The sequence below is a fragment of the Micromonospora sp. CPCC 206061 genome (assembly GCF_036906915.1).
Classification (GTDB): Bacteria; Actinomycetota; Actinomycetes; order Mycobacteriales; family Micromonosporaceae; genus Phytohabitans.
This window is the reverse complement of the sequence record NZ_JBAKHX010000068.1, coordinates 1-25117: the sequence shown is the minus strand read 5'-3', so window position 1 is coordinate 25117 and position 25117 is coordinate 1. Positions and strand designations below refer to the sequence as shown.

The 25117-nt window shown below is 67.8% G+C and carries 28 protein-coding genes and 1 pseudogene; 14 read left to right on the top strand and 15 right to left on the bottom strand.

Annotated elements, in window-relative coordinates:
* The first annotated feature begins 30 nt into the window (after positions 1–30).
* Complete coding sequence (locus tag V6V89_RS31705) at positions 31–978, top strand: phosphotransferase family protein (protein ID WP_334623219.1); 948 nt, start codon at positions 31–33, stop codon at positions 976–978.
* Positions 979–1009: 31 nt separating this feature from the next.
* On the opposite strand, the gene V6V89_RS31700 is transcribed toward V6V89_RS31705, so the two are convergent.
* Entirely contained in the window at positions 1010–1630 is a 621-nt protein-coding gene (locus tag V6V89_RS31700; RefSeq protein WP_334623218.1) for an L-threonylcarbamoyladenylate synthase, read from the bottom strand.
* 147 nt (positions 1631–1777) lie between these two features.
* Here V6V89_RS31700 and V6V89_RS31695 point away from each other — a divergent pair, with 147 nt between their 5' ends.
* On the top strand, positions 1778–2365 hold the full coding sequence (locus V6V89_RS31695; protein ID WP_334623217.1) for an RNA polymerase sigma factor: 588 nt from the start codon (positions 1778–1780) through the stop codon (positions 2363–2365).
* A complete protein-coding gene (locus tag V6V89_RS31690) occupies positions 2362–3540 on the top strand; it encodes a CU044_5270 family protein (RefSeq protein ID WP_334623216.1) in 1179 nt (392 codons plus the stop codon). The genes V6V89_RS31695 and V6V89_RS31690 overlap by 4 nt, the downstream gene beginning before the upstream one ends.
* 37 nt (positions 3541–3577) lie before the next feature.
* Here the strand turns inward: V6V89_RS31690 and V6V89_RS31685 are convergent, their stop codons facing one another.
* On the bottom strand, positions 3578–3937 hold the full coding sequence (locus V6V89_RS31685) for a nuclear transport factor 2 family protein (protein ID WP_334623215.1): 360 nt from the start codon (positions 3935–3937) through the stop codon (positions 3578–3580).
* A 107-nt stretch (positions 3938–4044) separates the two neighbouring features.
* Here V6V89_RS31685 and V6V89_RS31680 point away from each other — a divergent pair, with 107 nt between their 5' ends.
* Positions 4045–5109 carry an RNA polymerase subunit sigma-70 gene (locus tag V6V89_RS31680; RefSeq protein WP_334623214.1) on the top strand — a complete coding sequence of 355 codons (1065 nt, stop codon included), beginning with the start codon at positions 4045–4047 and terminating at the stop codon, positions 5107–5109.
* 301 nt (positions 5110–5410) lie between these two features.
* Positions 5411–6367: a DUF3500 domain-containing protein gene (locus V6V89_RS31675; RefSeq protein ID WP_334623213.1), complete on the top strand. Its 957-nt coding sequence runs from the start codon at positions 5411–5413 to the stop codon at positions 6365–6367.
* A 208-nt stretch (positions 6368–6575) separates the two neighbouring features.
* On the opposite strand, the gene V6V89_RS31670 is transcribed toward V6V89_RS31675, so the two are convergent.
* Complete coding sequence (locus V6V89_RS31670) at positions 6576–7520, bottom strand: phosphotransferase family protein (RefSeq protein WP_334623212.1); 945 nt, start codon at positions 7518–7520, stop codon at positions 6576–6578.
* A gap of 199 nt (positions 7521–7719) precedes the next feature.
* On the opposite strand from V6V89_RS31670, the gene V6V89_RS31665 reads away from it, so the two are divergent.
* A complete protein-coding gene (locus V6V89_RS31665) occupies positions 7720–8421 on the top strand; it encodes a hypothetical protein (protein WP_334623211.1) in 702 nt (233 codons plus the stop codon).
* Between the two features lie 124 nt (positions 8422–8545).
* On the opposite strand, the gene V6V89_RS31660 is transcribed toward V6V89_RS31665, so the two are convergent.
* The 4 genes from V6V89_RS31660 to V6V89_RS31645 are packed head-to-tail and all read right to left on the bottom strand — an operon-like array spanning position 8546 to position 12579.
* Positions 8546–9199 carry a class I SAM-dependent methyltransferase gene (locus V6V89_RS31660; protein WP_334623210.1) on the bottom strand — a complete coding sequence of 218 codons (654 nt, stop codon included), beginning with the start codon at positions 9197–9199 and terminating at the stop codon, positions 8546–8548.
* Between the two features lie 22 nt (positions 9200–9221).
* On the bottom strand, positions 9222–9854 hold the full coding sequence (locus V6V89_RS31655; RefSeq protein ID WP_334623238.1) for a site-specific integrase: 633 nt from the start codon (positions 9852–9854) through the stop codon (positions 9222–9224).
* Positions 9746–11692: a hypothetical protein gene (locus V6V89_RS31650; protein WP_334623209.1), complete on the bottom strand. Its 1947-nt coding sequence runs from the start codon at positions 11690–11692 to the stop codon at positions 9746–9748. The genes V6V89_RS31655 and V6V89_RS31650 overlap by 109 nt, the downstream gene beginning before the upstream one ends.
* Positions 11689–12579 carry a tyrosine-type recombinase/integrase gene (locus V6V89_RS31645; RefSeq protein ID WP_334623237.1) on the bottom strand — a complete coding sequence of 297 codons (891 nt, stop codon included), beginning with the start codon at positions 12577–12579 and terminating at the stop codon, positions 11689–11691. The genes V6V89_RS31650 and V6V89_RS31645 overlap by 4 nt, the downstream gene beginning before the upstream one ends.
* Positions 12580–13040: 461 nt before the next feature.
* Here V6V89_RS31645 and V6V89_RS31640 point away from each other — a divergent pair, with 461 nt between their 5' ends.
* The 5 genes and pseudogenes from V6V89_RS31640 (at position 13041) to V6V89_RS31620 (ending at position 15557) form a co-directional block, all read left to right on the top strand.
* Positions 13041–13820 carry a Mu transposase domain-containing protein gene (locus V6V89_RS31640; RefSeq protein ID WP_334623208.1) on the top strand — a complete coding sequence of 260 codons (780 nt, stop codon included), beginning with the start codon at positions 13041–13043 and terminating at the stop codon, positions 13818–13820.
* Positions 13817–14149, top strand: a pseudogene (locus V6V89_RS31635) (ATP-binding protein); the annotation flags it as partial. The gene V6V89_RS31640 and the pseudogene V6V89_RS31635, both read left to right, overlap by 4 nt.
* A 71-nt stretch (positions 14150–14220) precedes the next feature.
* Positions 14221–14613 (top strand): ATP-binding protein, encoded by a 393-nt coding sequence (locus tag V6V89_RS31630; protein WP_334623207.1) that lies wholly within the window; start codon positions 14221–14223, stop codon positions 14611–14613.
* 36 nt (positions 14614–14649) lie between these two features.
* Positions 14650–14895, top strand: coding sequence for a hypothetical protein (locus V6V89_RS31625; RefSeq protein WP_334623206.1), 246 nt, complete (start codon positions 14650–14652; stop codon positions 14893–14895).
* Complete coding sequence (locus V6V89_RS31620) at positions 14892–15557, top strand: mycothiol-dependent nitroreductase Rv2466c family protein (protein ID WP_442935257.1); 666 nt, start codon at positions 14892–14894, stop codon at positions 15555–15557. The genes V6V89_RS31625 and V6V89_RS31620 overlap by 4 nt, the downstream gene beginning before the upstream one ends.
* Before the next feature lie 70 nt (positions 15558–15627).
* Here V6V89_RS31620 and V6V89_RS31615 read toward each other — a convergent pair whose 3' ends face one another.
* Positions 15628–15759, bottom strand: a complete 132-nt coding sequence (locus V6V89_RS31615) for a hypothetical protein (protein WP_334623203.1) — start codon at positions 15757–15759, stop codon at positions 15628–15630.
* A gap of 96 nt (positions 15760–15855) precedes the next feature.
* Here V6V89_RS31615 and V6V89_RS31610 point away from each other — a divergent pair, with 96 nt between their 5' ends.
* Positions 15856–16110, top strand: a complete 255-nt coding sequence (locus V6V89_RS31610) for a hypothetical protein (protein WP_334623202.1) — start codon at positions 15856–15858, stop codon at positions 16108–16110.
* Between the two features lie 16 nt (positions 16111–16126).
* Here V6V89_RS31610 and V6V89_RS31605 read toward each other — a convergent pair whose 3' ends face one another.
* From V6V89_RS31605 to V6V89_RS31595, 3 genes are all read right to left on the bottom strand, one after another.
* Positions 16127–17506 (bottom strand): glycosyltransferase, encoded by a 1380-nt coding sequence (locus V6V89_RS31605; protein ID WP_334623201.1) that lies wholly within the window; start codon positions 17504–17506, stop codon positions 16127–16129.
* A 102-nt stretch (positions 17507–17608) separates the two neighbouring features.
* The gene (locus V6V89_RS31600) at positions 17609–18373 is read right to left on the bottom strand and encodes a hypothetical protein (RefSeq protein WP_334623200.1); all 765 of its coding nucleotides are present in this window, start codon (positions 18371–18373) and stop codon (positions 17609–17611) included.
* A gap of 13 nt (positions 18374–18386) precedes the next feature.
* Positions 18387–20162 (bottom strand): lysophospholipid acyltransferase, encoded by a 1776-nt coding sequence (locus tag V6V89_RS31595; protein ID WP_334623199.1) that lies wholly within the window; start codon positions 20160–20162, stop codon positions 18387–18389.
* A gap of 528 nt (positions 20163–20690) precedes the next feature.
* Here V6V89_RS31595 and V6V89_RS31590 point away from each other — a divergent pair.
* Positions 20691–21446: an FHA domain-containing protein gene (locus V6V89_RS31590; protein ID WP_334623198.1), complete on the top strand. Its 756-nt coding sequence runs from the start codon at positions 20691–20693 to the stop codon at positions 21444–21446.
* Positions 21447–21911: 465 nt separating this feature from the next.
* Here V6V89_RS31590 and V6V89_RS31585 read toward each other — a convergent pair whose 3' ends face one another.
* Both V6V89_RS31585 and V6V89_RS31580 read right to left on the bottom strand, forming a co-directional pair.
* The gene (locus V6V89_RS31585; protein WP_334623197.1) at positions 21912–22775 is read right to left on the bottom strand and encodes a hypothetical protein; all 864 of its coding nucleotides are present in this window, start codon (positions 22773–22775) and stop codon (positions 21912–21914) included.
* Between the two features lie 11 nt (positions 22776–22786).
* Positions 22787–23695 carry a hypothetical protein gene (locus tag V6V89_RS31580; protein WP_334623195.1) on the bottom strand — a complete coding sequence of 303 codons (909 nt, stop codon included), beginning with the start codon at positions 23693–23695 and terminating at the stop codon, positions 22787–22789.
* A 92-nt stretch (positions 23696–23787) separates the two neighbouring features.
* Between V6V89_RS31580 and V6V89_RS31575 the strand changes: the two genes are divergently transcribed.
* Positions 23788–24003 carry a hypothetical protein gene (locus tag V6V89_RS31575; RefSeq protein ID WP_334623194.1) on the top strand — a complete coding sequence of 72 codons (216 nt, stop codon included), beginning with the start codon at positions 23788–23790 and terminating at the stop codon, positions 24001–24003.
* A 163-nt stretch (positions 24004–24166) separates the two neighbouring features.
* Here V6V89_RS31575 and V6V89_RS31570 read toward each other — a convergent pair whose 3' ends face one another.
* Entirely contained in the window at positions 24167–24292 is a 126-nt protein-coding gene (locus tag V6V89_RS31570; RefSeq protein ID WP_334623193.1) for a hypothetical protein, read from the bottom strand.
* Between the two features lie 228 nt (positions 24293–24520).
* Positions 24521–24988, bottom strand: a complete 468-nt coding sequence (locus V6V89_RS31565) for an NUDIX hydrolase (protein WP_334623192.1) — start codon at positions 24986–24988, stop codon at positions 24521–24523.
* Between the last annotated feature and the right edge of the window lie 129 nt (positions 24989–25117).

Sequence of the window (25117 nt, the reverse complement as noted above, 5' to 3'; positions counted from 1 at the left end):
ATCAAATCTACCGGCCGCTACCGTGGTGTGGTGACGGGGTTCGTGCAGGTCCACACGCCGCGATGGTTGAGTTACTTCGTGCAAAGCGGCTTCGCCGAGGCGGAGCCCTTGGCCTCCGGCGTCGAAGGCGCTGTCTACCGACTCGGCAACGGTGTGGTCGCCAAGGTGTGGGGCCGCCGACGCGAGCCCGAGTTACTGCTGGCTCAACGCTTCTACGCGGATGTGGCCGCCGCCGGTCTGCCGTTCGCCACCCCCGTTATCCTGCGGGTCGAGGAGATCGGTCAAACCGCCATAACCTACGAGCGCGAGCTGCACGGCACGCCTCTGCAACACCGGATGAACGACGCTCACCCCGCGCTTGACGCCTCGACGCTGAGCTGCCTGCTGCAGGTCGTCAAGGCGCTGGCGACGGTGCCGGCAACACCGGCGATGCGGCAGTTGCCGGTCCTGGGTGAGGATCGGCCGCTGTGGGCTGACGGGGACGACTTTCCGACCGCGCTGACCGCGCTGCTGCGCCGCCGGACGGCACGCTACGGCGAACTGCTGGCCCGCCACGTACCCGACTTCTTTCTCCGCTACGAACGGTTACTACAGAAGTTGGACGCTATCGATCGGATCCCGACGACGGTCGTACACGGCGACCTGTTCGGCGAGAACATCCTCGTCGACGACCATGGCCGGCCGACCGCGGTGCTCGACTTCGGGTTCCTCTCCACCGCCGGCGATCCTCGGATGGACGCCAGCATCACCGCGCTGATCACGGACATGTACGGTCCCCACGGACCGGCTCGAGTCGACGCACTGACCCACGAGTTCGCCACCGAGCTCGGCTACCCGCTCGACGTCATCCTGCTCTACCAGGCGGCGTACGCGATCGCGACCAGCAACGCCTTCACTGACGATGGCACGGATGGACACTTCGCGTGGTGCGTCGCTCAACTCAACCGGCCGGACCTGAACGGCGCGATAGACGAATGAGACCGCGCGTGACGGTCGCGGCTCGGTGAGGCTACTCGAACGGGGCCGGGTCGCCGGCTCCACGGCGCAGGATCACCGGCTCTGACTGTGACAGGTCGACCACGGTGGTCGGTTCGGTCCCGCACTCGCCCGCGTCGAGGATCGCGTCGAGGGCGTGGCCCAGACGCTCTCTGATGTCGCCGCCCCGGGTCATCGGCTCGTCTTCGCCGGGCAGGAGCAGGGTGCTCGACATGAGCGGCTCGCCAAGCTGCGCCACCAGCGCCTGTGTGACGGTGTGCCGTGGGATGCGTACACCGACCGTGCGCTTGCGGGGATGCATCATCCGGCGCGGCACCTGCGGTGTGGCCGGCAGGATGAACGTGTAGCTGCCGGGCGTACACGCCTTGACCATACGAAACACCGAGTTGCTGATGTGCACGAACTGGCCGAGCTGCGCGAAATCGTGGCACACCAGCGTGAAGTGGTGCCGCTCGTCCAGATGGCGGATCTTCCGGATCCGGTCCAGCCCGGCGCGGTTACCCAGCTGGCATCCGAGAGCGAAGCACGAATCCGTCGGGTACGCGATCAGCCCACCGTCGCGGACGAGGTCTACGACCTGGCGGATCGTGCGAGCCTGCGGGTTGTCCGGATGCGCCTCGAAGTATCGCGCCACACCCCCGAGCCTATGGGTCTGGCCGACCGGATCCGCGCGCCGCACCGTGAAGAGGAATCCACCGGCGCGCGTAGACAGGGGTGACGGCTCTGACGGGAGGTACGAAGTGATCGGGTACCACGATCGTCCGGGGGCGCGGTGACCGGGGTGACCACGGATACGGACGCTGACACCGATGCTGCGATCATCCAGGCGTCGCTGGCTGACCCGGACCAGTTCGCGGTGATCTATGACAGGTACGCGGCGATGCTGTACCGCTACGCCCACCAGCGCGTCGGCGCTGAAAGCGCCGACGATGTCGTCGCGGACGCGTTCCTGGCGGCGTTTCGTGGGCGCGAACAGTACGACCTGTCCCGACCGGACGCCCGCCCTTGGCTGTTCGGCATCCTGACCCGGAAGCTGGCCAGCCACCACCGCAAGGAGAAGGCCAGGTACCGCGCCATGGCTCGGGCCGCCCCGGACGGTGTCCTGGACGGCCCAGCCGACGAGGTGGCCACCCGGGTGGTCGCCGACGCCGCAAAGCGGCCACTGGCCGCGGCCCTGGCCGGGCTGTCGCGTGGTGACCGGGACGTGCTGCTACTGGTGGCCTGGGGCCAGCTCAGTTACGACGAGGTGGCCGCGGCCCTGAAGATCCCGCCCGGCACGGTCGGGTCCCGGCTCAACCGGGCCCGCCGCAGGGTCCGTGAGGCGCTGGGCGGGATGGACCCGTCCGGCACGTTCGAGGAGGAGCGATGACACCCGACCGCATGCCGTCCGATGAGCTCAGCTTGCTCGAAGAGTTCGGCGAGCCACTGAAGCCAGCGGGCACACACCCGCCGGCCGACCTGCGCCATCGGGTCATGCACGCGGTGCGACGCGACCGGTCCCGCGGCCGGCTGCTGCCCCGTACCGCGACCTGGCCGGCCGGCGCACGCTTGGCCTGGCGGGTCGGAGCACCGGCCGCCGTGGCCGCGACCATCGCGGCCGGCCTGATCGCCGGCAACACGGCCAACGTCGCCGGAAACGCGCCAGCGCCGCCGCCCGCCGACGCCGGTACGCCAACCCCGATGGGTACACCCGCGCCCGCGGGTGCCTCGGGGGTGCTGCAACTGGCCGCCCAGCACGCCGAGGCAACCCCGCCGGTCGACGCCCGGGACAACCAGTTCCTCTACGTCGAGTCGATGGAGGTGCGCTCGACGAGCGGCAAGGATGGCAAGGCACGGGTCGTCGGGCCGGTGCGGGTGCGGACCTGGCTGTCGGTGGACGGCACGCGCGACGGGCTGGTCACCGACGACACAGGCGCCCGCACCCGGCTCTCCGGCTGTCGCGACGGGCTGCGAGCCGAGACGATCGACCGGCCGGACACCACGCCCAAGGTGCCTTGCACGCCCGAACCGGCGTACCAGCACACCAACGTGCCCACCGACCCGGAGAAGCTGCTGGCCTACCTGTACGACCCGCGGGACAACCGAGACCACTACGTCTGGCTCCTCGAACCGGGCTCCCGGAAGGGCCGCTACGTCAAGATCTCCGAACACCAGCGGGCGTTCATGAAGCTGGCGGAGCTGCTCTGGCAGAACCACTCCCCCGCGGTACAGGCAGCGGCGTTCCGGGCGGCGGCACGGATCCCCGGCGTCGAGCTGCGCCCGGTCGTGACCGACGCCGCCGGACGAGCCGGCGCGGCCGCCACCCGCACCGAGATCGGCGTACGCGAGGAGCTGGTCTTCGCCCCGCAAACGTACGCCTTCCTCGGCCACAACTCGATCGTCGCCGAGTTCCACGTGACCGGCCCGGAGCACACCGGCCAACCGCCGGGGGCGGTGGACTCCATCCGCATCGAGACCGACCGGAGCAGGAAGCCAGGCGACGTCGTCCAGAAATGGGCGATCCTGAGCACCGCCATCGTGGATCGGGCCGGCCAGCGCCCTTGACACTAGGGATCGGGCGCGCAGGCGCGACCGCGTCCGCTCATGCCTGGGCGGCCTGGAATGGAGCGCGGTCGAACAGGAACCGACTGTAGGTGATCTTGCCGTCCTTGACGGTGACGCACTCGGCGCCCGGCGCACTCGGTACGGGCACGGTGGCCGTGTCGTACATGACCAGGGCGATCTCCTCATCACCAAATGCCGCGATCATCGTGGCGTCGTGGAGCATCTGCACGAACGGTGCCATGAAGGCGCGGTACGCCTCGGCACCCTCGATGCGACCAGCCGGCGCGTCACAGACGACGTCCTCAGCGATGTACGACATGGCCCGGTCCAGATCCTTGCCTGCCCATGCCTCGTGATAGGCGAGCGCGATCTGCAGGGCGGGACTCTTCTCGGTCACGGTATCTCCCTCTCATTCGAACCTTTCGCATGTTCCGACACCGCCGAAGGTCGGGACGGAACGCTGGGGCGGGAACGACATGACAAGATCTTTTCGCGAGCCGGACAGTGCTGGAGCGCGCCCGGGCCGGTGACCCGGACGCATTCCGTGACCTCACCGAGCCATACCGGCGTGAGCTGAGGCTGCACTGCTACCGCATCCTCGGCTCGCTGACCGACGCCGAGGATCTGTTGCAGGAGACGCTGGTCGCGGCATGGCGCGGACTGAAACAGTTCGAAGGACGGGCGTCGCTGCGCGGCTGGCTGTACCGGATCGCGACCAACCGCTGCCTCAACGCGTTGCGCGACGCCGGCCGGCGGATCCCAGCCGAGCCGGTGCCGCCGTTCCAGCCGCCCGAACCCAACCGCCGCGGCGAGGTCACCTGGCTTCAGCCCTACCCGGACACGCTGCTGGAACATCTGCCTGAGCCGGCGCCGGGGCCCGAGACGCGGTACGAGACCCGCGAGGCGGTCGAGCTCGCGTTCGTCGTCGCACTGCAACTGATGCCGCCGCGCCAGGCCGCGGCCCTCGTCCTGTGCGACGTGCTCGGTTACCCGCGCGGCGAGGTCGCCGCCATGCTGGGTACCACCGAGACCGCTGTGAAGGGTGCCCTGCAACGGGCCCGCGCCGCGCTCGACGCGCGGCCCGCGGGCGGCCGGCCGCCGGCGCCGCTAGCCGGATCCGGCGACGAGCAGCGACTGACTCGCCGCTTCGCCGAGGCGTTCATGGCCGCCGACATCGAGCGCGTCGTCGCCCTGCTGACCGACGACGCCTGGTTGAGCATGCCGCCGGCTCCACACGAGTACCACGGCATCCCCGCGGTCGCCGAATTCCTCCGGATCAGCATGGCGTATCCCGGCAACCGGCGAACGGTTCTGGTGCCGACGGGCGCCAACGGCCAGCCAGCGTTCGGTGTCTATCACGCCGAATCCGATGAGACGCCGGCCAGTCCGGCGGGACTGATCGTGCTCACCCTGACCGGCGGCCGGATCTGCGCCATCACCCGCTTTCACACCAACCATCTGTTCGCGCGCTTCCGGCTGCCCGAAAGCCACTCGGCTTCGCGGCCGGGTATGCCAGCCGCACCCCGCGCTGCCCAGCCGCCAGCTCGTAGCCGGCGTCGCTTGGAGTGAGGAGCTGGCCGTCGAGGCGGGCCGCTGTCGGCATCCCGGTGGGTCCGGACGGCGTCCGGTCGACGCCCTCGACCGGGCCGAGGCCGACGCGTTCGTGCTCACGCCGTCGCACCAGTGGCCCACCGGCGGAGTGCTGTCGGCCGCGGCGAGGGCCGACGTGATCCGCGTCGTTCGCCTGATCCACGGCAGCGCGTGGAGGTCCTGACCGACCTGGGTCACGGCCGCGCTGGCGAAGCCCAGGAGCTGCTCGCAGGGCTCGGGCCGCTGGCGTACGTTGTTGGTAGAGGCTGGGAGGGACTGCATGAAGACCGTCGCCGATGATGCCCGGCAATGCGCGCGGGCCCTCATCGCGAGCCTGGACGAGCAGCAGCGCCGCCTGGTCCGCGGCGACCTCACCGACCCCGACCTGCGGCAGTGGACCTATCTGCCCGGAAACCGGCCCGGCCTGTCGATGGAGCACCTCACCGCCGCCCAGCAGACACTCGCGACCGAGCTGCTCCTGTCCGCCCACTCCCCCGCCGGCGGCGATCTCGCCATCGGCGCCGTCGAGGTCGAGCGGGTGAGGCGGGAACTGGCGACCGGCTCACCGCCCAACGGTGACCGCTACTGGCTGCGGGTGCTTGGCGACCCGGACGGCGACGAGCCGTGGGGCTGGCGGATCAACGGCCACCACCTGGCCGTGCACGTCGTCGTAACGCCCGGCGGCACCACGTTCACGCCTCATTTCGTCGGTTCCGAACCGGCGGTCGTACCCTCCGGGCCGCACGCCGGCCGCCGTATCCTCGGCCCCGAGGAAGATCTGGCCCGCGAGCTGGCGTCGGGGCTCGACCCCGACCAGCGCGAGCTCGGCATCAGCGCCCACGTCGCTCCCGATGACATCCTCACCCGGGCCGACCCGGTGGCCGACCCCACCTTGCTGCCCGAAGGCATCGGCCGTGACCTGCTGCGTCCGGCTCAACAGGAGGTCCTCGACCAGTTGGTCCAGCGCTACCTCCACCGCGCGCCGACGCCGTACGCCCTGGCCTGCTGGCGCGACGCCGAGGAGGCGGGCCTCGACCGGATCCGGTTCGCGTGGGCCGGACCGACCACGCCCGGCGAGGGCCACTACTACTGCGTACAGACGCCGCAGTTTCTCATCGAGTACGACAACACCCAGGACGACGGCAATCACGCCCACTCCGTTTGGCGCCACCTGCGCGACGACTGGGGCGCCGACCTGCTTCGCGAGCACTACGCACGGCTGCACACCGCTTCCTGACCACTACGAGAGTCTTCCTGATCATCGAGATACGTTGGCGCCATGCCGCAAATGACTGCCAGGTTCTGGTTTGATCCAAGCTGCCCGTGGTTATCTCCGCGTTTCTGGACACCGTTTGAACGTCGCTTTGGACACCGCTTGATCGTCGGCGGATTTCGTGTCTGCGAGTTTCGACACCACGGTGCCGCGAGGTTGCCGGAACTCGCGGTTACCCGAGGCGCCGTAGCGCTGTTTCGATAGCGACCTCGACCCGGGAAGTCATGCCGGGCACATCGACGGGACGGCGCCCTGCGACCTGCCCACGGATCCACTTCGGCCCGCTGTCGTCATAGTGCAGCAGGGCATACAGGTCCCACCACGGATCGAGGGTCACCCCGGCGATCGACTCATAGAGCGACCGGAGCTGCTCTGCCCACTCGGGCGAGTAAAGCGCCGCCAGGTATCGCCGGCAGTGCCCGACGTCGATCGCACGCGACCCTCGATGGATGGAGTTCCAGTCGGTCAGCCCGGTAATCCTCCCGCGCGACCAGAGCAGGTTGACCGGTAGGAGATCGCAGTGCAGAAAGACGACCGGGTCCTTTGGCGGCGGCCCCGCCATGACACCGAACGCCGCCTTCCATACAGCCGGCTTCTGTGCGCCAGCCGGTATCTGAAACCCGTCCTGAGGAGCGATCCAGGAATCCGTCCACGGCCTGAAGATCTTCGCAGCGAGATCGAGGGAATGCAGCGATACGGCAATCTCTGCGATCCTCGTCATCCACGACCGAGGGTCCGCCGGATTGAGGTCCACATGCCCCGGCAAACGGGTCATCAGCAACGCGGGCGCGCCCCCGGTCGAAGCGCCGGTGACATCAGCAGCCAGGATGCGCGGAACCGGGAGCCCGCTTCCTTCCACAACACCAAGGTTGGCGATCTCCGTCTGCAGGGCTTCGTGGAGGCCGAGGTCGCCCGGGTACTGCCGCAGTACGACGAATGTTCGCCTTCCATGTCGTTCGACCGTCAGCCTATTCACGGCGGAGCAGACGCCACCGGTCAATCGGCGATAGCCGACGATGCGACTACCTCGACCCATCGACGCCGCAACCCAGGCGAGAGTTTCCGCGGAGGGCCGACGCTCCCTGAACCCGCCGTATCTCCAGTCGCCGTCGGTCATGAGCGCGAGCCTATTTGTCAGGGGCCCGAGGCGAAACGAGTTTTCTAACCCTCCAGCTGAGCGGCTCTGACGTGGGGTTTGTCCGTCAGTTCCGACACCACCGGAGGTGGACGCTCGATCGGATGGATTCGATGTCCGCGAGTTTCGACACCACCCGCGGCGGTGGGAGCATCGGCTGACCCGAGACGGAGGCCGGCCAATGCCGCGGATGTCGAAGATTGAGTTGTTCGCGGCGATCCGCCGCGATCTCGCGGCGGGGATGTCGGGCCGGACGATCGAGGAGAAATATCGGGTCGGCCGTCGGACGGTGAGCGCGGCCGCGGCGTCGGCGTTGCCGCCACCACGCAAAACGATGCCGCCACGCGGATCCAAGCTCGACCCCTTCAAGCCCGCGATCGATGACATCCTGCGCGCCGACCTGGACGCGCCCCGCAAGCAGCGGCACACCGTCCGGCGGATCTATCACCGGCTGCTCGACGAACACGGCATGGCTGATATCTCCTACCAGGTCGTCCGCACTTACGTCGCCGACCGCAAGCCGAAGATCAGGGCAGAGCCCGGCCGCGGCCCGATCAAGGTGTTCTTTCCGCAGACTCACCGGCCGGGCGCCGAGGCGGAGGTCGACTTCGGCAAGGTTGCTATCAATTTGCGCGGTGAACTTGTGACCTGCATGTTGTTCTCGTTCCGGATGTCGTGCTCTGGCAAGGCGATCCACCGGATCTTCGCCTCCGGCGGGCAGGAGGCGTTCTTCGAGGGACACGTCCATGCGCTGAAGAGGCTCGGCGGGGTGCCGACCGGCAAGGTCCGCTACGACAATCTGCGCTCGGCGGTCGCCAAGGTGCTGGGGTTCAGCCGGCAGCGCATCGAGACCCAGCGCTGGACCGCGTTCCGCTCGTACTAAACCCGTGTTGCCTGGACGTCTTCTATTGCCAGCCAGGCATCGAAGGGGCACACGAGAAAGGCGGCGTCGAGGGCCAGATCGGCTGGTTCCGCCGCAACCATCTCGTCCCAGTACCTTCTCTGAACTACTTGCCGAGCTTGCGACGTGCGAAGAGAACAGCCTGTGATACTTCGCCGTCTGGATTGTTGAGCAGGAGTTGAGCCTCGACCTCGAATCCGGTGTCACGCAGCCAGGCGCCCACCTTGTCTGGCTGCCGACGATGAACGTAAACCTTCATCGGGTGGCCGCCGTAGCCTTCGGTCAGGAGTCGCGACTCGTCGCCGGTGTGGAACAGCAGCTGCAACAGTCCGCCTGGGCGTAGGGATCGATGAAAGTGTTCGAGGACGGTTGGCACGTCTTCGTCGGGTATGTGGATCAACGACTGCCATGCGAGCAGACCGGCCAGTGAGGAGGCCGGGAGGCTTAGGTTTGTCATCGAGCCCACCTCGAACCGTAGGTGCGGGTGGTCGCGCCGGGCGACGGCGATCATCCCTGGTGACAGGTCGACACCGAAGGCATCGAGACCGAGTTCGTGCAGATGGGCGGTGATGTGTCCGGGCCCGCATCCGACGTCCGCTACTGGGCCGCCACCCGCGGCAAGCACGCCGTCGGCGAACAGCGTCAGAGCGGAGCGTAGGTACTGAAGCTCGGAGAGCGCGTTGCGGACTAGGTCGGCATAGTTGACGGCGACCGTGTCGTAGGAGGTTCGGGTATCGGCCAACCAGTTGTCCGTGCTCATGACCGGCCACGGTAGTCGATGATCAGGTTGTAACAGTGCGCGCCGCGACGTCACGGAAGCTAGGCATACCGAGCTCGACAGCAACGACCCGGCGTTGAAGGCTGGCGTCAGCGTGGGCCAGTTTCTCTTTAGCGGCGGCGAGGCTGACGCGGAGTCCATCGGCTTCACCGAGCCAGCCTTCGCGTTCTGCTTCGGCGATGCGGAAGGTGAGGTTGTCGCGGATGTCGATCAGGCGTTGCCGTTGGGCAGGGTCGACGCGAAGGAGTGGGCAGCGAACGCAGCTGTGTTCGTGGATGCAGTTGGTGCCGTATGCGCGTCCGCAGTCGCCAAGGGCGAGGCGGCGGCGCTCGAAGTGGCCGAGGAACTCGTCCCATTCCGTGTCGTTGGGGTGCCGGTATTCCTCGCTGGGCCGAAGGCCGCGGCGGCGGGCGATGAAGGCTCTATGGCCGTTGATGGCCTCCTCGGGATAGACGGCCTTGTAACCCATCGTGGTGTTGATGTCCTTGTGCCCCAGGAGGAGCTGAGCGATGTGAGGCGGCATTCCGTTCATGATGGCGTCGGTGGTGAAGATCCTGCGGAAGTCGTGGGGTGCGAAGTCCAGCGGTTTGCCGGTGATGTCGGTGAGCCCGGTGCGAGCAAGAGCGTTACTGACCAGGACTCGGATTCCGGAGATCGGGATGGGCCGGGTTTCCAGGGCGATGGTGCGTTGGAAAAGCAGAGGGATAGGTGGATTCCAGATCTTTCGTGGTGGTCGTAGGCGACCACGAGGGGGACGCTGCCGTCAGGGTTGCGGATCCGGCAGACGATCGCGGAGAGCACGTCTGCCAGTTCCGGTGAGATGACCAGCAGTCGTTCCTCATCGGTTTTCGAGGGCGGGATCTGCAGCAGCGGGATCAGTTCGCCGGTAGCTGGCGTCCGGTATTGGACCAGGCTGTGGTGGGACAGTTCGGTGAGTTCTTCGATCCGGATCCCGGTCATGCGCAGCACCTCGACCGCGGCCCAGGCCCAAAACGCGTTGTCTTCTTCGCGGATCAGGTCGCGGCGGCGTCCGGTGGTGGGTTCCTCGGCCCAGATGCGCGGTGAGTGACGGGCGAGCTGGGCGAGTCGCAAGGTGACGCCGTCGATGGTGAAGGTGTCGCCGGGCTGGGCGGCTCGGGCTGCTGCCAGCCGGCCGGCGGCGGCTTTGCGTTCGACGGCCTCGACGAGGGCTGGCAGGACCGGTAGCCGGTCGCGGGTGCGTTGATCCATGCGGGCTTTGCGCCGTGAGTTCATCTTCTTGTGCTGGATGTCGGTGGCCCGGATCGGACAAGGAACCGCCCACTGTCCCCAGCGGCCCGGGTCGTCGAGAGCCCATTGGGCCAGGTCGAGATAGAAGCTGCGCACGGTCGTGAGAGCGTCGGTGGCGGTGTCCCGTTCAACCGTCGTTTCGGTGATCTCGCCGTCGGCGCCGCGGGACCGGACAACCCTGGTGCGGATCCGCTGTTTCCAAGCGCTGGCGGTTTCCGGGCTCAGCCGCAGGGAGCCGATGCCGGGGTGATGGCGTTCGAGGTCCTTCCAGAACCAGAGCACCAGGGTGGTGGCAAGGGACGTGAGGGTGCCGTAGTCGATTGCGGGCTGCCGTTCACGAAGGTAGTCGACCATGAGATCCCGGACCGGGCGACAGGCCACCTGATACCGGTCGACGAGCTGCTCCACCGGGACCTGGCCGGCGAATACCGGGCTGAACATGCGGACCGTGGGCGGGGCGTCCGCGGGGAACAGGCCGGTCGAGTGCAGCAGCTGATAGAAGACCGGGCTGTGTCGGCCGGATCGAGTCGGTCCGGGGAAGACCTCTCTGCTGACCCTCATCAGCTCGAGGCAGTCGCCGATCGTCACGTTGCGAACCAGGCCACCCTTCGCGGCCATGACCAGCGCGATCTTCTCGATGGCGGGGATCATGGTCGAGTCGCCGACGGTGCTGGCCAGCCGGGCGGTCCGCAGTTCGGCGATGCCGTCGGGATCGCGGACCTTGGCCAACTCGTTGGCGATCCGCAGCGGAGACGTAGTGGCGATGAGCCAGCCGAGCGACGGCCGCAGGTAGTCGCCGCCGATCAGCTGAATCAGGCCCGTGCCGAGGATCTTGCGGACATAGCCTGGGTGCCCGTCCAGGAGCCCGGCCTCTGCAAGGTCGGCCGACACTTGGAGTCGCCAATCCCGGTGGCCGCCGCGGCCGGCGCCGGTGGCGTCCCACCGTTCCTGCCAGCTCTGACCGGGATAGAGCTCCAGCCAGTCGAGTACGGCCTGCAACGACGCCTTGCGATGGCAGCGGGACTGGGAATCATCGCCGCGGAACGGTGCCGCCGCCATCCGGTCCTCGAGAACTACCCGGCTCTCGCGAGTCCTGGGCCAGGCGCCGGGAACCGGGCGGGGCGGGTACTTCTCCATGAGCGCTTGGGCTTCACTGCTGACCTGCCAGGTCCGCGGTGTCTGCAGGCCGACGGTGGTTGTGGTCACGAGTTTCTCCGGCCGAACAACACGTCCAGGCTTTCCTTGCGATAGCCCAGCGGCTTGGGTTCCGCAGACGGCCGGGGCTCGGCTCGGCGCCGGTGATGGGCTACCACCGCGTCGATGACGTCCGCGGGGGTCGGAGTCGTATAGATCTGGGTGGTGGTCAACGACGCATGACCGAGAACCCATTGGATGTCGGTGATCGGCATACCCGGGTCGCGGGCCAGACGGTAGGCCGCCGTGTGTCGCAGGTCGTGCAGCGACCAGTTCGACCCCAGCAACGCGTTGGCTCGGACGAACATTGCCCTGGCCGCGTGATACGTCAGCGGCCGCAACGGCTTGCGCAGCGTCCACCACAACGGATCGTCCGGTCCCGCCGGCGCCAAACCGTGGAGTTGCTGCTGGTAGAGCCGCAGCCAGACGAACGCGTCCGGCGACGCCGGCAGCTGCTGCATCGCTCGAGATCCCTTCCGCACCACGGTGATCAGCTGCTGGCCCGGATCCGCGCCGCTGCGCAGCACGCCCAGCAGCTCCGCAGCCCGCGCCCCGGTCGACACCCAGAAGGCGACCAAGGCCCGGTCCCGGTCGCTGGATAACCGCGCGAACAGATCGTTGAACACCTCGTCCGGGATCTGCCGCGGGATCCGCTTGGGCTGTCGAGGCCGATACAGACCGGCACGCTGCGGTTCGAACCGATCCATCGGGTTGTGATGCGCGTGCGCTCGTTTGGCTCTGGCCAGCGGGAACGGATTCACCAACGGCCCGGTCCCGGCGTCCAGGTGAAAAGCATAGAAGCTGCGCAGCACCGTCTCGCAGTGCGCGATGGTCGAGGGCGCGTACCTTTCGCTGGGCGATCGTTTGCCGGTCACCGCGTTGAGCTGTTTCGGCTTCATCACCACGGGCTTGTCCGGCGCTCGCCAATGCGGACGGACCGGCTTCGCGCCGATCTGGATCCACCGGGAAAAGTCCCGGGCCTCGATCCGGGTCGCCTCCCGCCAGGCGACCTCTACCGCCCAGAGGAACCGGAACCAGCGCAGTAACGCCATCCCATACGAGCGCTGGGTTGTCGCCGGCCGCCCGGCGGCCTGCAACTCCCCGAAATACGCGGCTGCAGCCGCCACTGGCTCACCCGAGGAATCCAGCAGCCGATACGGCTCCCACGGATCACCGGTCGCCGCTAGCGACCCCGCCCGCGGCACGACCAGCGACCGCAGATCCCGAAACAGATTCTCACCTTCGACCACGGCCAGCGACCGTAGTCAACCTGATCTTCGACTGCACCCGAATCAGGAGCGATGCACCAAGTAGTTCAGTCAACAGGACACGCGTCGACTCATTCGATGAGCTCAACGCCATGATCGACCAGTGGGACGACCAGGACGACGCCCGGCGCATCGGCACCCGGGACCGCACCGTCGGCCAGGACTTCGCGGTCGAACAGCCGCTGCTGATGCGGCTGCCGGACGACGACTTCGAGACCGGCATCTGGCTGACACCCCGCGTCGATCGCTACAGCCAGGTCACCGTCCGCACGAACCGATACTCAGTGCCGGTGCGTCTGGTCGGCCGCCCCGTCCGGGTCCAGTTACATGCCTCCCACCTGGCCGTCTATGACGGCCGGGAACAGGTCGCCTGGCGCGAACGGCTGATGGCCAAGGGCGGCTCTCGGCTCGATCTCGACCACTATCTGGAAGGCCTGATCCGCAAACCCGGAGCACTGCCCGGCGCCACCGCCCTGGAACAAGCCCGCGCTGCAGGCAGGTTCACCCCCGTCCACGACGCCTGGTGGGCCGCTGCGCGCAAGGCCCACGGCGACGCCGCCGGAACCCGCGCGTTGATCGAGGTACTCCTGCTGCATCGGCACATGCCCCACGAGCACGTCGTTGCCGGCTTGGCCACCGCGGTCCTCTCGGGAGCACTGACCGCGGACGCCGTCGCCCTCGAGGCCCGTAAGTTCGCCGAAGCCGACGACCGCCCGTCCACATCATCGCCCGGACCGCGGACTCTGCCGGCCAACGTGATCTCTTTGACCGAGCGGCGGCTCGCGCAGCTGCCTGCCGACACCCGACCGCTGCCCACGGTCACCGCCTACGACCAGCTCCTGCGACGCCGCGCGGAAGGAACCGGATCATGACCAGCCGTCACCGAGGACTGACCGAGCAAGCCGCCGACGCAGCAGTCGACTCCGCCTGCCGGCTGCTGCGCCTGCCCACTATCCGAGCCCAGTTTACCGACCTCGCCGAAGCCGCCGCCCGCGACCAGATGACCTACCGTGGCTTCCTCGCCGAGCTACTCATGGCCGAGTGCGACGACCGGGGCCGCCGCCGCTCGGAACGCCGCATCAAAGCCGCCGCTTTCCCGCGTGACAAGGCCCTGCGAGCCTTCGACTTCGCCGCCAACCCGAACGTCGACCCCGCCGTCGTCCACACCCTCGCCAAATGCGACTGGGTCAAGAAAGGGTTACCGCTCTGCCTGATCGGTGACTCCGGCACCGGGAAATCGCACCTGCTCATCGCCCTAGGACCGGGGCAGCCATGGCCGGTCACCGTGTCCGCTACGTCCTGGCCACCAAGCTCGTCAACGAACTCGGCGAGGCCGCCGACGAGAAGATGCTGGCCAAGACGATCGCCCGTTACGGACGCGTCGATCTTCTGTGTATTGATGAGCTCGGCTATATGGAACTTGATCGGCGTGGCGCCGAGCTGCTCTTTCAGGTCTTGACCGAGCGCGAGGAGAAGGCCTCCGTTGCCATAGCTTCCAACGAAGCCTTTTCCGGGTGGACCAAGACTTTCACCGACCCGCGGCTCTGCGCCGCGATCGTCGACCGGCTCACCTTCGGCGGCAACATCATCGAGACCGGCACTGATTCCTACCGGCTCGCCCAAACCCGCGCCCGCACAGAGCGAACCACTCGCGCACAGGCGTGAACCTGACGACCGCTGCTCCAGCCCCGCGGAGGTCGAATGGACACTGGTGAATTCGACGACCTGCTACCGATGATCCTCACCATCTGCGAGGACTTCTTCGGCAGCGCAAGCCCGGCCGTCCACCGCGAGCTCGATGCAGTTCTGCGCGCCCGGAATGTCACCGGCGGCCCCGGCTGGCTGATCGACATGCTCGCGCTCACCCGACTACGCCTGCAAACCGCCCTCGAACGCAATCAATCCGCAACAGCGGAAGAAAGTGCGGTCAAGACTCGCGGAGATTGATCAACGACCAAACCGATCAATGGAGCCAAAAATCACGAACCGCTGGTGCCGCAACTCGTGAGCAGAGCCACTGCCCGTACACCTGGCTCATTTCACGCTGGATGCGCGAGGTCGAACAGGTCCGTCCGGTACGGGTCGTATGGCAGGTCATGAGCCTGTCCGTGCTGAACGAGGGCCGCGACGACGATCCGGAGAACGATCCTGACGGCTTCCTGTGGGGACCGGCTCGACTGTTCGCGGCGGTCCAGCACCGGCATGGCCCGCAGGCCGTTGGGCGCCTCTATGACCAGTACGGCGCGATGGCCCACAGCGGCGACTGGGGTCCGGTCGACCAGGTCCTGGCCGCGACCGGACTGCCCACGGAACTGGCGACCGCCTGGGACTCGCCTGACCACGACGCGGTGCTGCGTGCTTCCCACACAGCCGGCATCAGCCAGATCGGCGACCACGTCGGGACCCCCATTACCGTGGTCGAACCCGAGCCTGGCCGGTCGATCGCCTGGTTCGGGCCGGTGATCTCACGGGTGCAGCGCGGTGGGGCGGCTGGCCGGCTGTGGGACGGCACGCTCCTGGTCGCCGAGGCCGACGGATTCCACGAGCTCAAGGGCCGCCCGTACGAGCCGCCCGATGGTCCTGACGTTCTGGCGGCAACGGGCGCATGACGGATCGCTCGTAGCGCGGGACGCAGCCGCTTCATCCCTGACGCGATCAGGAGATGAACGATCACAGCGGTCAGTCGTGGTCCTGGGCCTTGGCCAGATCAACCCCGTCCAGCCGGGCGAGCACCATCGACTGGAACCGAGGGCACGCCTGGTAGTCCGGAGGCCGGCACCGCAATCCGTGCTCCAGTAGCTTCTCTGACACGGCCATCGACGTCGGCCGCGGCGCCGGCCGCGCCGTCGCCGAGCTCGCCCCTGCGCGGCGCCCGAGCCATCGGTGTGGACCTCGACCCGGCGATGCTTGCCGTCGCCCGCAGCCGTGCACGCCCGCGCCTACCGCAACCTGCTGCTCGACACCGGCTTCCACGACTTCCTGGACCTCGCCCAGGCACCGGCGCCGCTCCCAGACGGCGGCGGCCATCTCGTCAGGTTCCTCGCCGACCAACAGGGCTGCCTGTACTGGTACCTGCACGTGACCGAAGACGGCGCCGACCACGCCCCAACTCCCGACGTCGGCGCACGGTACATCGAGCTGTACCGCAGGAGGGCCAACTGAATCACAGGCTCCGCCGTCACCTCGACGTCAAGCGGTCGACCTCCTCGAGCAGCTTCGAAACCTGGCTCACCACACTGAAGTTCTCCGTGGCATAGGCCTCCGCGGTGGGGCCCTTGGAGCCTTTCCAGTCCTCGTCGACGGCGCGGATCACGGCGGCGGCGAGCGACGCCGCGAGATCCTGCCGATCGTCGGTCTCCGGCACGAGCAGGCCGACATCGGGGGTCACGAAGTCACGCGGGCCGCCGGAATCGGCGCCGATCACGGGAGTGCCACAGGCCATGCACTCGATGAACACCAGGCCAAAAGGCTCGCGATAGGACGGAAAGCAGCCGACATCGGCGCAGTTGAACAGCAGCGCCAACTCGTCCTGCGGTCGCGGGCCGACGAAGTAGGTCCGCCGGAGGCCGAGCTCGGCGGCAAGGTCGTGCATCTGGACCTGTGCCTCGACCGGTCCGGAGCCGATCACAAGTGTGAGGATTCGCAGCTCGTGCCGCTCGTAGATGGCCGCGGCGCGGAGCAGGGCGTCGAGCCGCTTCCAGTCGGCGAACTTGCCGCAGAACGCCACCACCGCGTCGAACCCGTCCGGAGGCGCCACCGGTTCGGGTTTCCTGTCACTGCCCTCGGGCGGCTGCGTCATGAAACCGGACAGCACGTTCGCGCGATCGGCGTACACGTCGGTCGGCTCGGTCAGCCTGCGGAAGACATCCTGGTTGTAGCCGTTCGGCGAGAGCATCACGCGGTCTCGCGCGAACTCCGGGAACACCGCGAGGAATGCCTCGACCTGCTCGGCCGAGATCGTCGCCACCAGGTCGATGCCGTGTGCCGGGCCGGCGTAGTCGAAGACCTTCTCGTCCCGCATGAACGGCAGGAAGCGCGACGGGAACTCGTCGGGTCGATCACCGCGCTGCTCGTTGGCGTACATCTTCAGCTCGGTGCCGTGAGTGAAGCAGAGCAGCGGCATCGTGCCCCGGCCCGCCTCGGCGCGGCGCCGGATCACGTCGCGCATCACGACCGTGTTCATGAAGGCGTGGTGAGCGATCGCGAGCTCGAACCGGTCGCCGGTCCTCGCCTCGATCTCGTCCATCCAGCTGGCGACCTCGTCGGTCAGCCGCTGCCGGTAGGCGGCGACCTCCGCCTCACTCATGCCGTGCCAGCGGTAGTTGCTGACCGGGGAGACGGATTCGCAGATCGGGATGTCGTGGTCGAGCGCGAATACCCGCACGTCCTCGTCCTGGAATCGCTGTCGCCGTGAGGGATACATCGAGTAGCACCGCAACCCGGGCAGAGCGTTGTACGCGTGGTGGTGCGCCTCGTGCAGGATTCCCGATCCCGGAGCGAACTCCCCACCACGTTGCCAGTTGTTGGTACCGAGCTGAAAGATCAGCCGGTCGCCCATCACGCCTCCCTGCCGCGCCTGCCCACTCTTCGACCCGCGATCATTTCCGGGTTTGGCGGAAAAGGGAAGTAGGCGGGGCCGGTGCTGCCTGGCGTGTCCACGTCAGGCGGCACCGGGCGACAGATTGAGGTGCTCGAACGACGGAGCCGCACCTTCGCCCCCTGGCCGGCCGTTCAGCGAGAACCGTAGCGATCCAGCATGTGGTGCGCGCAGCGACCGGTAACGGTGATGAACCAGCGTGATGTCGGCGAAGCTGAGCGTGATCGGATCGATGGACAGCCTCGCCACTTGGCCGACGAGTGCCTTGTAGTCGTCGCAAGGACGCTTCATGAAGCCCAGGCGCATGTGGACGAACCCATGCCGAGCTGGGTCGGTGTCCCACGCACGCCGACCCAGATTGAAGGATCTGGCCAGCCGCGTGTTCAGGCGGCGCAGCAACCTGGCTCTGCGTGCCACCGAGTCCCCGTCGGCGCAGGCGCCGGTCAGCTGGAAACCGTTGTCGGACAACTCCAACCGGTCGAGCGTGACCGTGATGGTGCCGAGTCCCTCCGTCTCACGCGCCAGGATGTCACACAGCTGTTGCGGGTCGGTACCTGGCTTCACGAAGTCAGCGAGGCGAACGGGTCCCCAGGCAGCGCTGCGGGTCAGGGTCAGGTGTGTGCAGTGCAGCTGTTCGACGTCGTAGAACTCGACCAAAGGCTCGTCTGGATCTGCGGCCAGATGGCCGTCCAGCAGCTTCTGAACGAGCTGCTGAAGCCGCAGAATCCGGGCTGCCGCCCCGCTCGGCGCGAACGAGACCAGGGTCAGCCCCCAGCGCCGCTCCAGATCCTTGACGGCGGCCGACGCAGAGAACTCGCTTCGTCCCACGGCACCAGGGATATCACGGTTTCTGCTGCGCCAGTTCGGCGACCACGGTCACCCGGCGGACCGTCTCGCGCAGCTCGTCGCGAAAGTCCGCGCGACGCTGCCGCAGATCTGATGCGCTCGAATCGAGCAGACCGCGGTGACGGGCCAGGTGCAGCGCCGGCTTGAACAGTTCCAGCGAAACCGACTCTTCGCTGGCCAGTCGCCCCTGCAACGCCCACTGCTTGCCGACTCGCAGGCACTCGTCGAGGAACCTGGGCTCGTCGACCTCCTCGTCCTCCCAGGCGGCGAGCCGATCGGCTACGAGGTGGTAGGCGTCGAGGTACGGCCGCAGCACCAGCGGGGCGACTAGCGGCTTGCCGTGCTCCAGCCAACGGCGCGCATTGGCCGGGGTGAACTCGTGCAGCCCGCCACCGCCCGGCTCGATGATCGCCAACTCCAGCGCCATCTGCTCCGCGAAGTCTCGGCGGCGGGCGAAGAAGAAGTCGAACTTCAGCAGGTCCCGCAGTCGCAGCGCTTCCTCGGTCGCCGTGGCCAGGCCGTCCGGACCGCCTTCCGTCGCGGCGACCAGCGCGAGTTCGCCGATCGCCCGGTCGACCAGCATGTGGATCGCCGTGTTGCGGTAGAACGCGGCCACCAGGTGTTGGCCCGGGCCGATCACCCACACCGTGTCGGTGCCGCCGTCGTAGCTGGTCAGCACGCCGGAGGCGACCAGCTCCTGCAACGTGCGGCGGACGGTGGCCCGGTCGGTGAGGTTTGCCGCGCCCGCCACGGGCCAGCGCCGGGACTCGATGTAGCCCGCCATCGGCGCGACGGTCTCAAGCACCCCGTCCAGGGTGAGCGCCCGGTCGGCGGCCAGCATCGCGAGGCACACGACCGCCGTGACGGTGACCGGGGTCGCCTGGTTGATGCGGTGCGACGTGTCGAGGGCGATCCGTTCGACGACGTGCCGCCCCTGCTGATCCGCGCCGCGGAGCTCGGCTATCCGCTCGCGCAGCGGCACTGGCTCGCCGAAGTCCAGGTAGGCCCGGCCGAGCCGGTTGGCCTGCAGCCGGGCGAAGTTGACCAGCCAGCGGATGTCCTCGGGCCGCTTTCTGGACCCGCGCGCCTCGGCGGTCATCGACCCGACCTCGTGCAACTGCTCGTACACGATGGACACGGGAACGATCAGGGCTTCGGTGTCCGGGGCGGCCTCGAGCGCGTCCACCACATAGCGCACGATGCCATACGTCGGTGGCCGCAGCTTGCCCGTGCGGGTCCGCCCGCCCTCGATCGACCAGCTGAGGTTCTTGCGGTTGCGGATCAGTTGGCCGATGTAGGCGCGCAACGCGAGCTTGTACACCGGCTGGTCGTGCGTCGACCGGCGAATGTAGACGATGCCGGAGCGGCGGGCCAGGTGGTTGACGGGGAAGAAGTTGAGGTTCGACCCGCCAAGGGTGTACGCCGGGCTCAACCCATGCCGGTCCAGTGCCACCGGCACCGCCGCACCGTCCAAATACGACCGATGGGAGAACAGGAACAGCAGCGAATACTTGCGGTCCAGCCGGTGCAGCCGGCGCGCGGCCTCCTCATCCACGAGCAGCTCGTGTGCGCGAAACATCCACCTCGTGAACCTGGACCAGGCGCTCATGGCGCGGGCGGTGTGCACCGCACCCATCTCGCGCAGGTAGCCGGCGGCCTCGGCGCTCACCTCGCCCGGGTCGCGACCGAGCGACCGGGCCAGCTCGGCCAGCCGGCCGGCGAACCCGTCATCGGCCAGTAGCTGGACGACCTCAGGGGTGTCCGAGGACATCAACCACCTCGCAGGTGCGTGTGATCACAGTGTGCCGTGGCCAGTCTGGAAGCCCAGACAGGGTTCCGTCAAACCAGGTCAAGCCACACGCGCATCGGCGTGGGTGAAGCGGTAGAGCATCTGGTACGTGCGCGGGCCGCCGGGTGCGGTCCAGGCGGCGAGCTGCGCCGGGGTGGTCCAGGCTTCGGCGGTCTGGCTGGCCGACCTGCCGAGCCGTTGCCGAGGACCGGCCGATGGCGGCAGTAGGCTGCCGCGGCCCGAGCCCCGCCGGCACCAGCGCGTTGGCGGACGCCCTGCCCGCGCCGACAGGATCGACCTATCGAACGTCGCGTCCACCGGTCGATGGACAAGCCCATCACCAAGACGTGTGTGGGCAGCTTCGAAAAAGCACCGCTGTCCCAACCTGGGCCGCTAGGCAATCTCGCGTGCCGGGCCCTACCCTCGACGCAGTCGGAACGACGGGTTGGGGGACGGATGCCAGAGCTGGCTGTGGTCGAAATGCGGGCGGAATCGTGGCACGAGCCAGCGATGGTGCTTTTGAAGGACCCGGAAAGTGACCGCTATCTGCCGCTCACCGCCACCGCGCCGGGGACGGCCCAGCGGTCCAGGGTGGGTGTGAGCGCCGGCCTGGTGCGTGACCTTCTGGACGCGGTGGGTGCACCGGCCCGGTACGTGGAGATCGGCGAGGCGGCGGCTGGCCCCGAGCGGGTGGTCCTGGTCGTCGGAAACGGCGTGCGGGTGCCCGCAGCACCGCTAGAGGCGGTGTCGCTCGCGCTGGAGGCCGGGTTGCCGATCCGCTGCGCCGACGCCGTGCTCGCCGCCGAAGGTGTGGCGGCCGAAGCGGCGGACAGCCTCAACACCCGGCGCAGTCTCGCCGACCCGGCCCCGACCTCGGCGTACCGGCTGGTCGACCCCGACGAGACGACGCAGATGGAAGCAATCCACATGAGTGCGGCCGACGACGGTGAGGCGCCGGCGGTGCAACCATCGGCCGGCGCTGCGACCCTGCAGATCCGCCAGGGTCCCGGGGCCGGCGCAGTGTTCGTGCTCGACGCGGAAATGGTCACCTGCGGACGCGACGGTGGCAACGAGATCGTTCTCGACGGTGCGACCGTGTCCCGCAAGCACGCCGACTTCCGCCGCCAAGAGGTCGGATACACCGTCTCCGACCTCGACAGTCTCAACGGGACATACGTCAACGGAGAGCGAGTTGAGACCACCGTGCTGGCGACGGGCGACGAGATCCGCATCGGACGATACCGGCTTACGTTCGTGGCCAGGTGACCGCAGCCAGCCCGTCCGATCCCGTACGCACCACCCGCCCGAGCGGTCAGCGCCACCACCAAACATGGCGCTAGGGTGAGCAGCCATGGGCGCACTGAAGCCGTGGCATCTTTCCATAGTCTGCTGTCTAATCACGACGATCGTTATCGTTGTTGGAGCGATCGTCTGGGCAAACACGCGCCGCCGATAGGCGCCTGTGCGTGCACAGATTCGCAGCATCCGCCGGCCGATGCGCTACGTCAGAACGGACGGGTCGCCGCCGGTGTCGATGCCCGGCGTCCAGGCGCGGTCCATTGTCATCCCCCGTGGATTCATGGAATCGAGTATTTCGCTCGCGGCGCGGCACCGCCACGGAGCTATCCAAGAATCGGCACAAGTACACCGATTCGCGCCTTCCGCGCCACGGCGGAGGGTGAGGCCGCGGGAGCAACGGCCTCACCCTCGACGGACGTCGCGGCAGCCCAATTAGGACTGGAGCTCCGCTACGGCCGCCGTGAGTAGCCCGTTCAGCGACCGTTGCGCGACCTCGTCGCGAAGCAGTTGGAAGTGCGGGTAGTAGTCCAGCATCCGGCCAGGATTGGCCGGATCGGGGAAGGCTTTGAACGCCCCCCAGTACCACAGCGCGTACTCGTGCCGCTGCGCCATCGCTCCATCATGGTGTTCCCCGCACACGAAGAAGCCGGGGATGTACAGCTCGGGGTAGACCTGCCAGACGTTCTCCTCGTCCGGGATCGGCAGGTAGAACCGGTCGAAGTACATGTGGCAGGACACCTGGAACGTGCTCAGCATCTTGTTGAAGACCGGGATCAGGTACTGCTCCAGTTGCGCGGTCTGAAGGCGGGCCTGCGCCCGCGCCGCCAGCGCGACCGGCCCCAGCGTGACCATGAGGACGGCGAGGTCGCGCAGGGCCGCGTAGTTGTAGTTCCCCGCGACCGCGTCGTAGCGGGCGTTGATGGCCGTGACACAGGCGGTGGCGTCCTGCGCGAATCGCTGCTTCAGGCTCAGCGAGAACTCCGGGCTCTCGACGAACTCCAGCATGGCGTGCTCAGCACAGCCGCGGACCTCGGCGACGGTCAGCGCGTCCATGTGGTTCTTGATCGCCTGCTCGGACCGGCGGACCTCGTTGATCATCATGCCGACCGCCAGTTCGAGCGTCAGCCCACCGCTCCTCGATTCGTTGTAGAGGTTGTACGCGGCGTAGGCGTACTGCGCTATCTGGATGAACGTGGCCGGGTCCACCGCCTGCGCCGGCCGCGGGGCGGTCGGCACCGCGATCCCGGTGACCGCCACCGTGGCGACCACCCCTCGCACCGCCAACCTCTTCAGCATGGCCTTCACGCTCAGATCCCTTCGTTTTCCATGCGTCGCAGGACGTCCTTGGCAATCGCCCAGCTGGAACTCGCGCCGGCCGTGGCCTTGAGCGTCTCCGGGGTGTACGGCCCTTCACGCCACACACCATCGACCTGGTAGTCCTGGAGGGTCACGATGCCGTTGGGCGTGACGCACTCGTACACCTGGTGGTAGATCGATGGGTGGTAGTCCATGTCACCTTCCCGCGGCCCGGTGCACCGCGGCTCCAGCCGATCGGCGATCGCCTTCATCGCCGCCTTGTAGTTCGGCATGAACGTGGTGCTCGTGTTGAGGTTGCCCCAGACCCGCGCTTCGAGCGCGACCGCGTAGAGCGAGGCGATGGCGAAGCCGAGACGGTCGGCCACGGCTTCGGAGGAAAGCTCGTCGAAGGTGGCCTTGGCCTGGCGCGCGTACAGGCTGATCTCCAGCGCGAACTCCTCCGCGTTGTCCTCGGTGAGGTCCGGCAGGGAAGGGACCTCCAGGATCGCGTGCTGGGCCGCGCCGACCCATTGAGCCGAGGCGACCGCGTCCATGTGCGAGATGATGGCGTCCTCCGCCTCGCCAACGATGTCGACGAACTGCCGCACCGCCGCGTAGAGCTGCTCGTCGGTCAGCTCGCCGCGGCGGTGTGCCATATACAGGCTGAAAGCCTCTTGGCCCATCCTCTTCACCTGGTCGAAGCCGACCGCCTGAGCCGGTACGGCCCCAGGCAGCGCCGCCACGACCGCCAGCACTGCCACGGCGGCGCCGCGCGACACGCTGGCCTTCACCTTGAGTCCCCAGGACTTCCCGTCCACATCACGCTCCTTGGTCTTCGAGACCTGGCCGGAACTGTGGGCGGCCCGCCCCTTGACGGGGTGGGCCTGCCATGACGGTGAGTATTGCGGACCAGACGTCACGTAAACATCAGTAGATTTACGCAACACATGCGCATTAGCTCACAGCCCTTCCGGAGGACGCCTTGGACTAACGCGCCCAGGTGCGGAACCGGATGACGTCGTCCTGGCCGCCGATACCCGGCGGGGCCCGGGCCGCCATCGAGCGGCACCGGGAGCGTGTCGTGGCGCGCGCGGCCCGGCTGGAGGAGATCGGCGAGCAGTTGGGAGCCGTACTGGCCGAGCCGCAGCGGTGTCGAGCTGGCTGGAGGTGTACGAGCGGCGCCGCGACGCGCAGCCCACCGCCCGCACCCTGGTGCGTACCTCGCTGAGCGGCCTGGCCGAGACGCTGTGCCCGGGTTCGCGCGGCTGTACGCCGGCCTGTGGAGAGCTTCGACAGCGGACTGAAGTGCATCTGAGCGTCCTGCCATAGCGGACGTGCACGGCTCCCAGGATCAACGTGGGAGCCGTGCACGTCGCGTGGGCACCTCGGACCTATGTGGACGGACCGATCCACTTGGTCAGGTTGAGCATGTTGCCGTCGGCGTCGAGCACCTTCTCGTAGAAGGCGCGCAGGCGTTTGAGGTCGGGCGTGCTGACAATGGGCTGTATCGAGGGCATGGTAAATCTCCTGAGCGGTCGGCTGTCATGTGGTACGACGAACCGGCCCACCCAAACTCATCGGGCAAGCGGCTCACGCGACGATCGGAAAAGAGAAGCGGATGACGGAGCCCCAGCCGAAGCGCACGACCTTCGAAGCCGCGAAGGGCGCCGAGACCCGCCAGCGACGCATAGAGAAAACCGTCGCCCTGTTCCGCAACGGCCAGAAGCGGTGAGGACCGCGCCGACTCAGTGCTGAATCAGACCACCGACCGCAACAGCAGCGACGTGTCCGGTTGCCGGAAGCGTCCGCGCCAGGGCAAGACCGACGTCGACCAGCGACGAGCGGCACAGAGCGGCGACGTCCGGTATCGGCGTCCAGACCGACTCGATCGTCACGCCGTTCGGCTCGGGCCGCAGGACGCCGCCGGTGATCCGGACCTGGTAGAAGATACCGACGTTCTGGTGCTCGATCCCTAACCGCGCCTCCGCGGCGGGAATCACCCGCGAGTCCACGCCCAGCAAGCGCTCGACCACCGCCTCGCTGCCCGTCTCCTCGGCGACCTCGCGCACCACCGCATCGAACGGATCCTCCGACTGCTCGACCCTACCGCCCGGAAGGGTCCAGCTTGTGTCCCCCGTCGGCGAAACACAGTGGGCGAGCAGTACGTGCCCATCCTCGATGCACACGGCATATGCCGCCAGCCGGAAACTCATCCACGCACCTCCCGATCAACCCTACCGACCCGGCGACACCACATTCATCTACGCTGCCGCCGCCGTGGGAGTGTAAAAAGATCGGTGTAACTCCTGATCAAGGAGAGAGCACCTGATGACGATCACGAC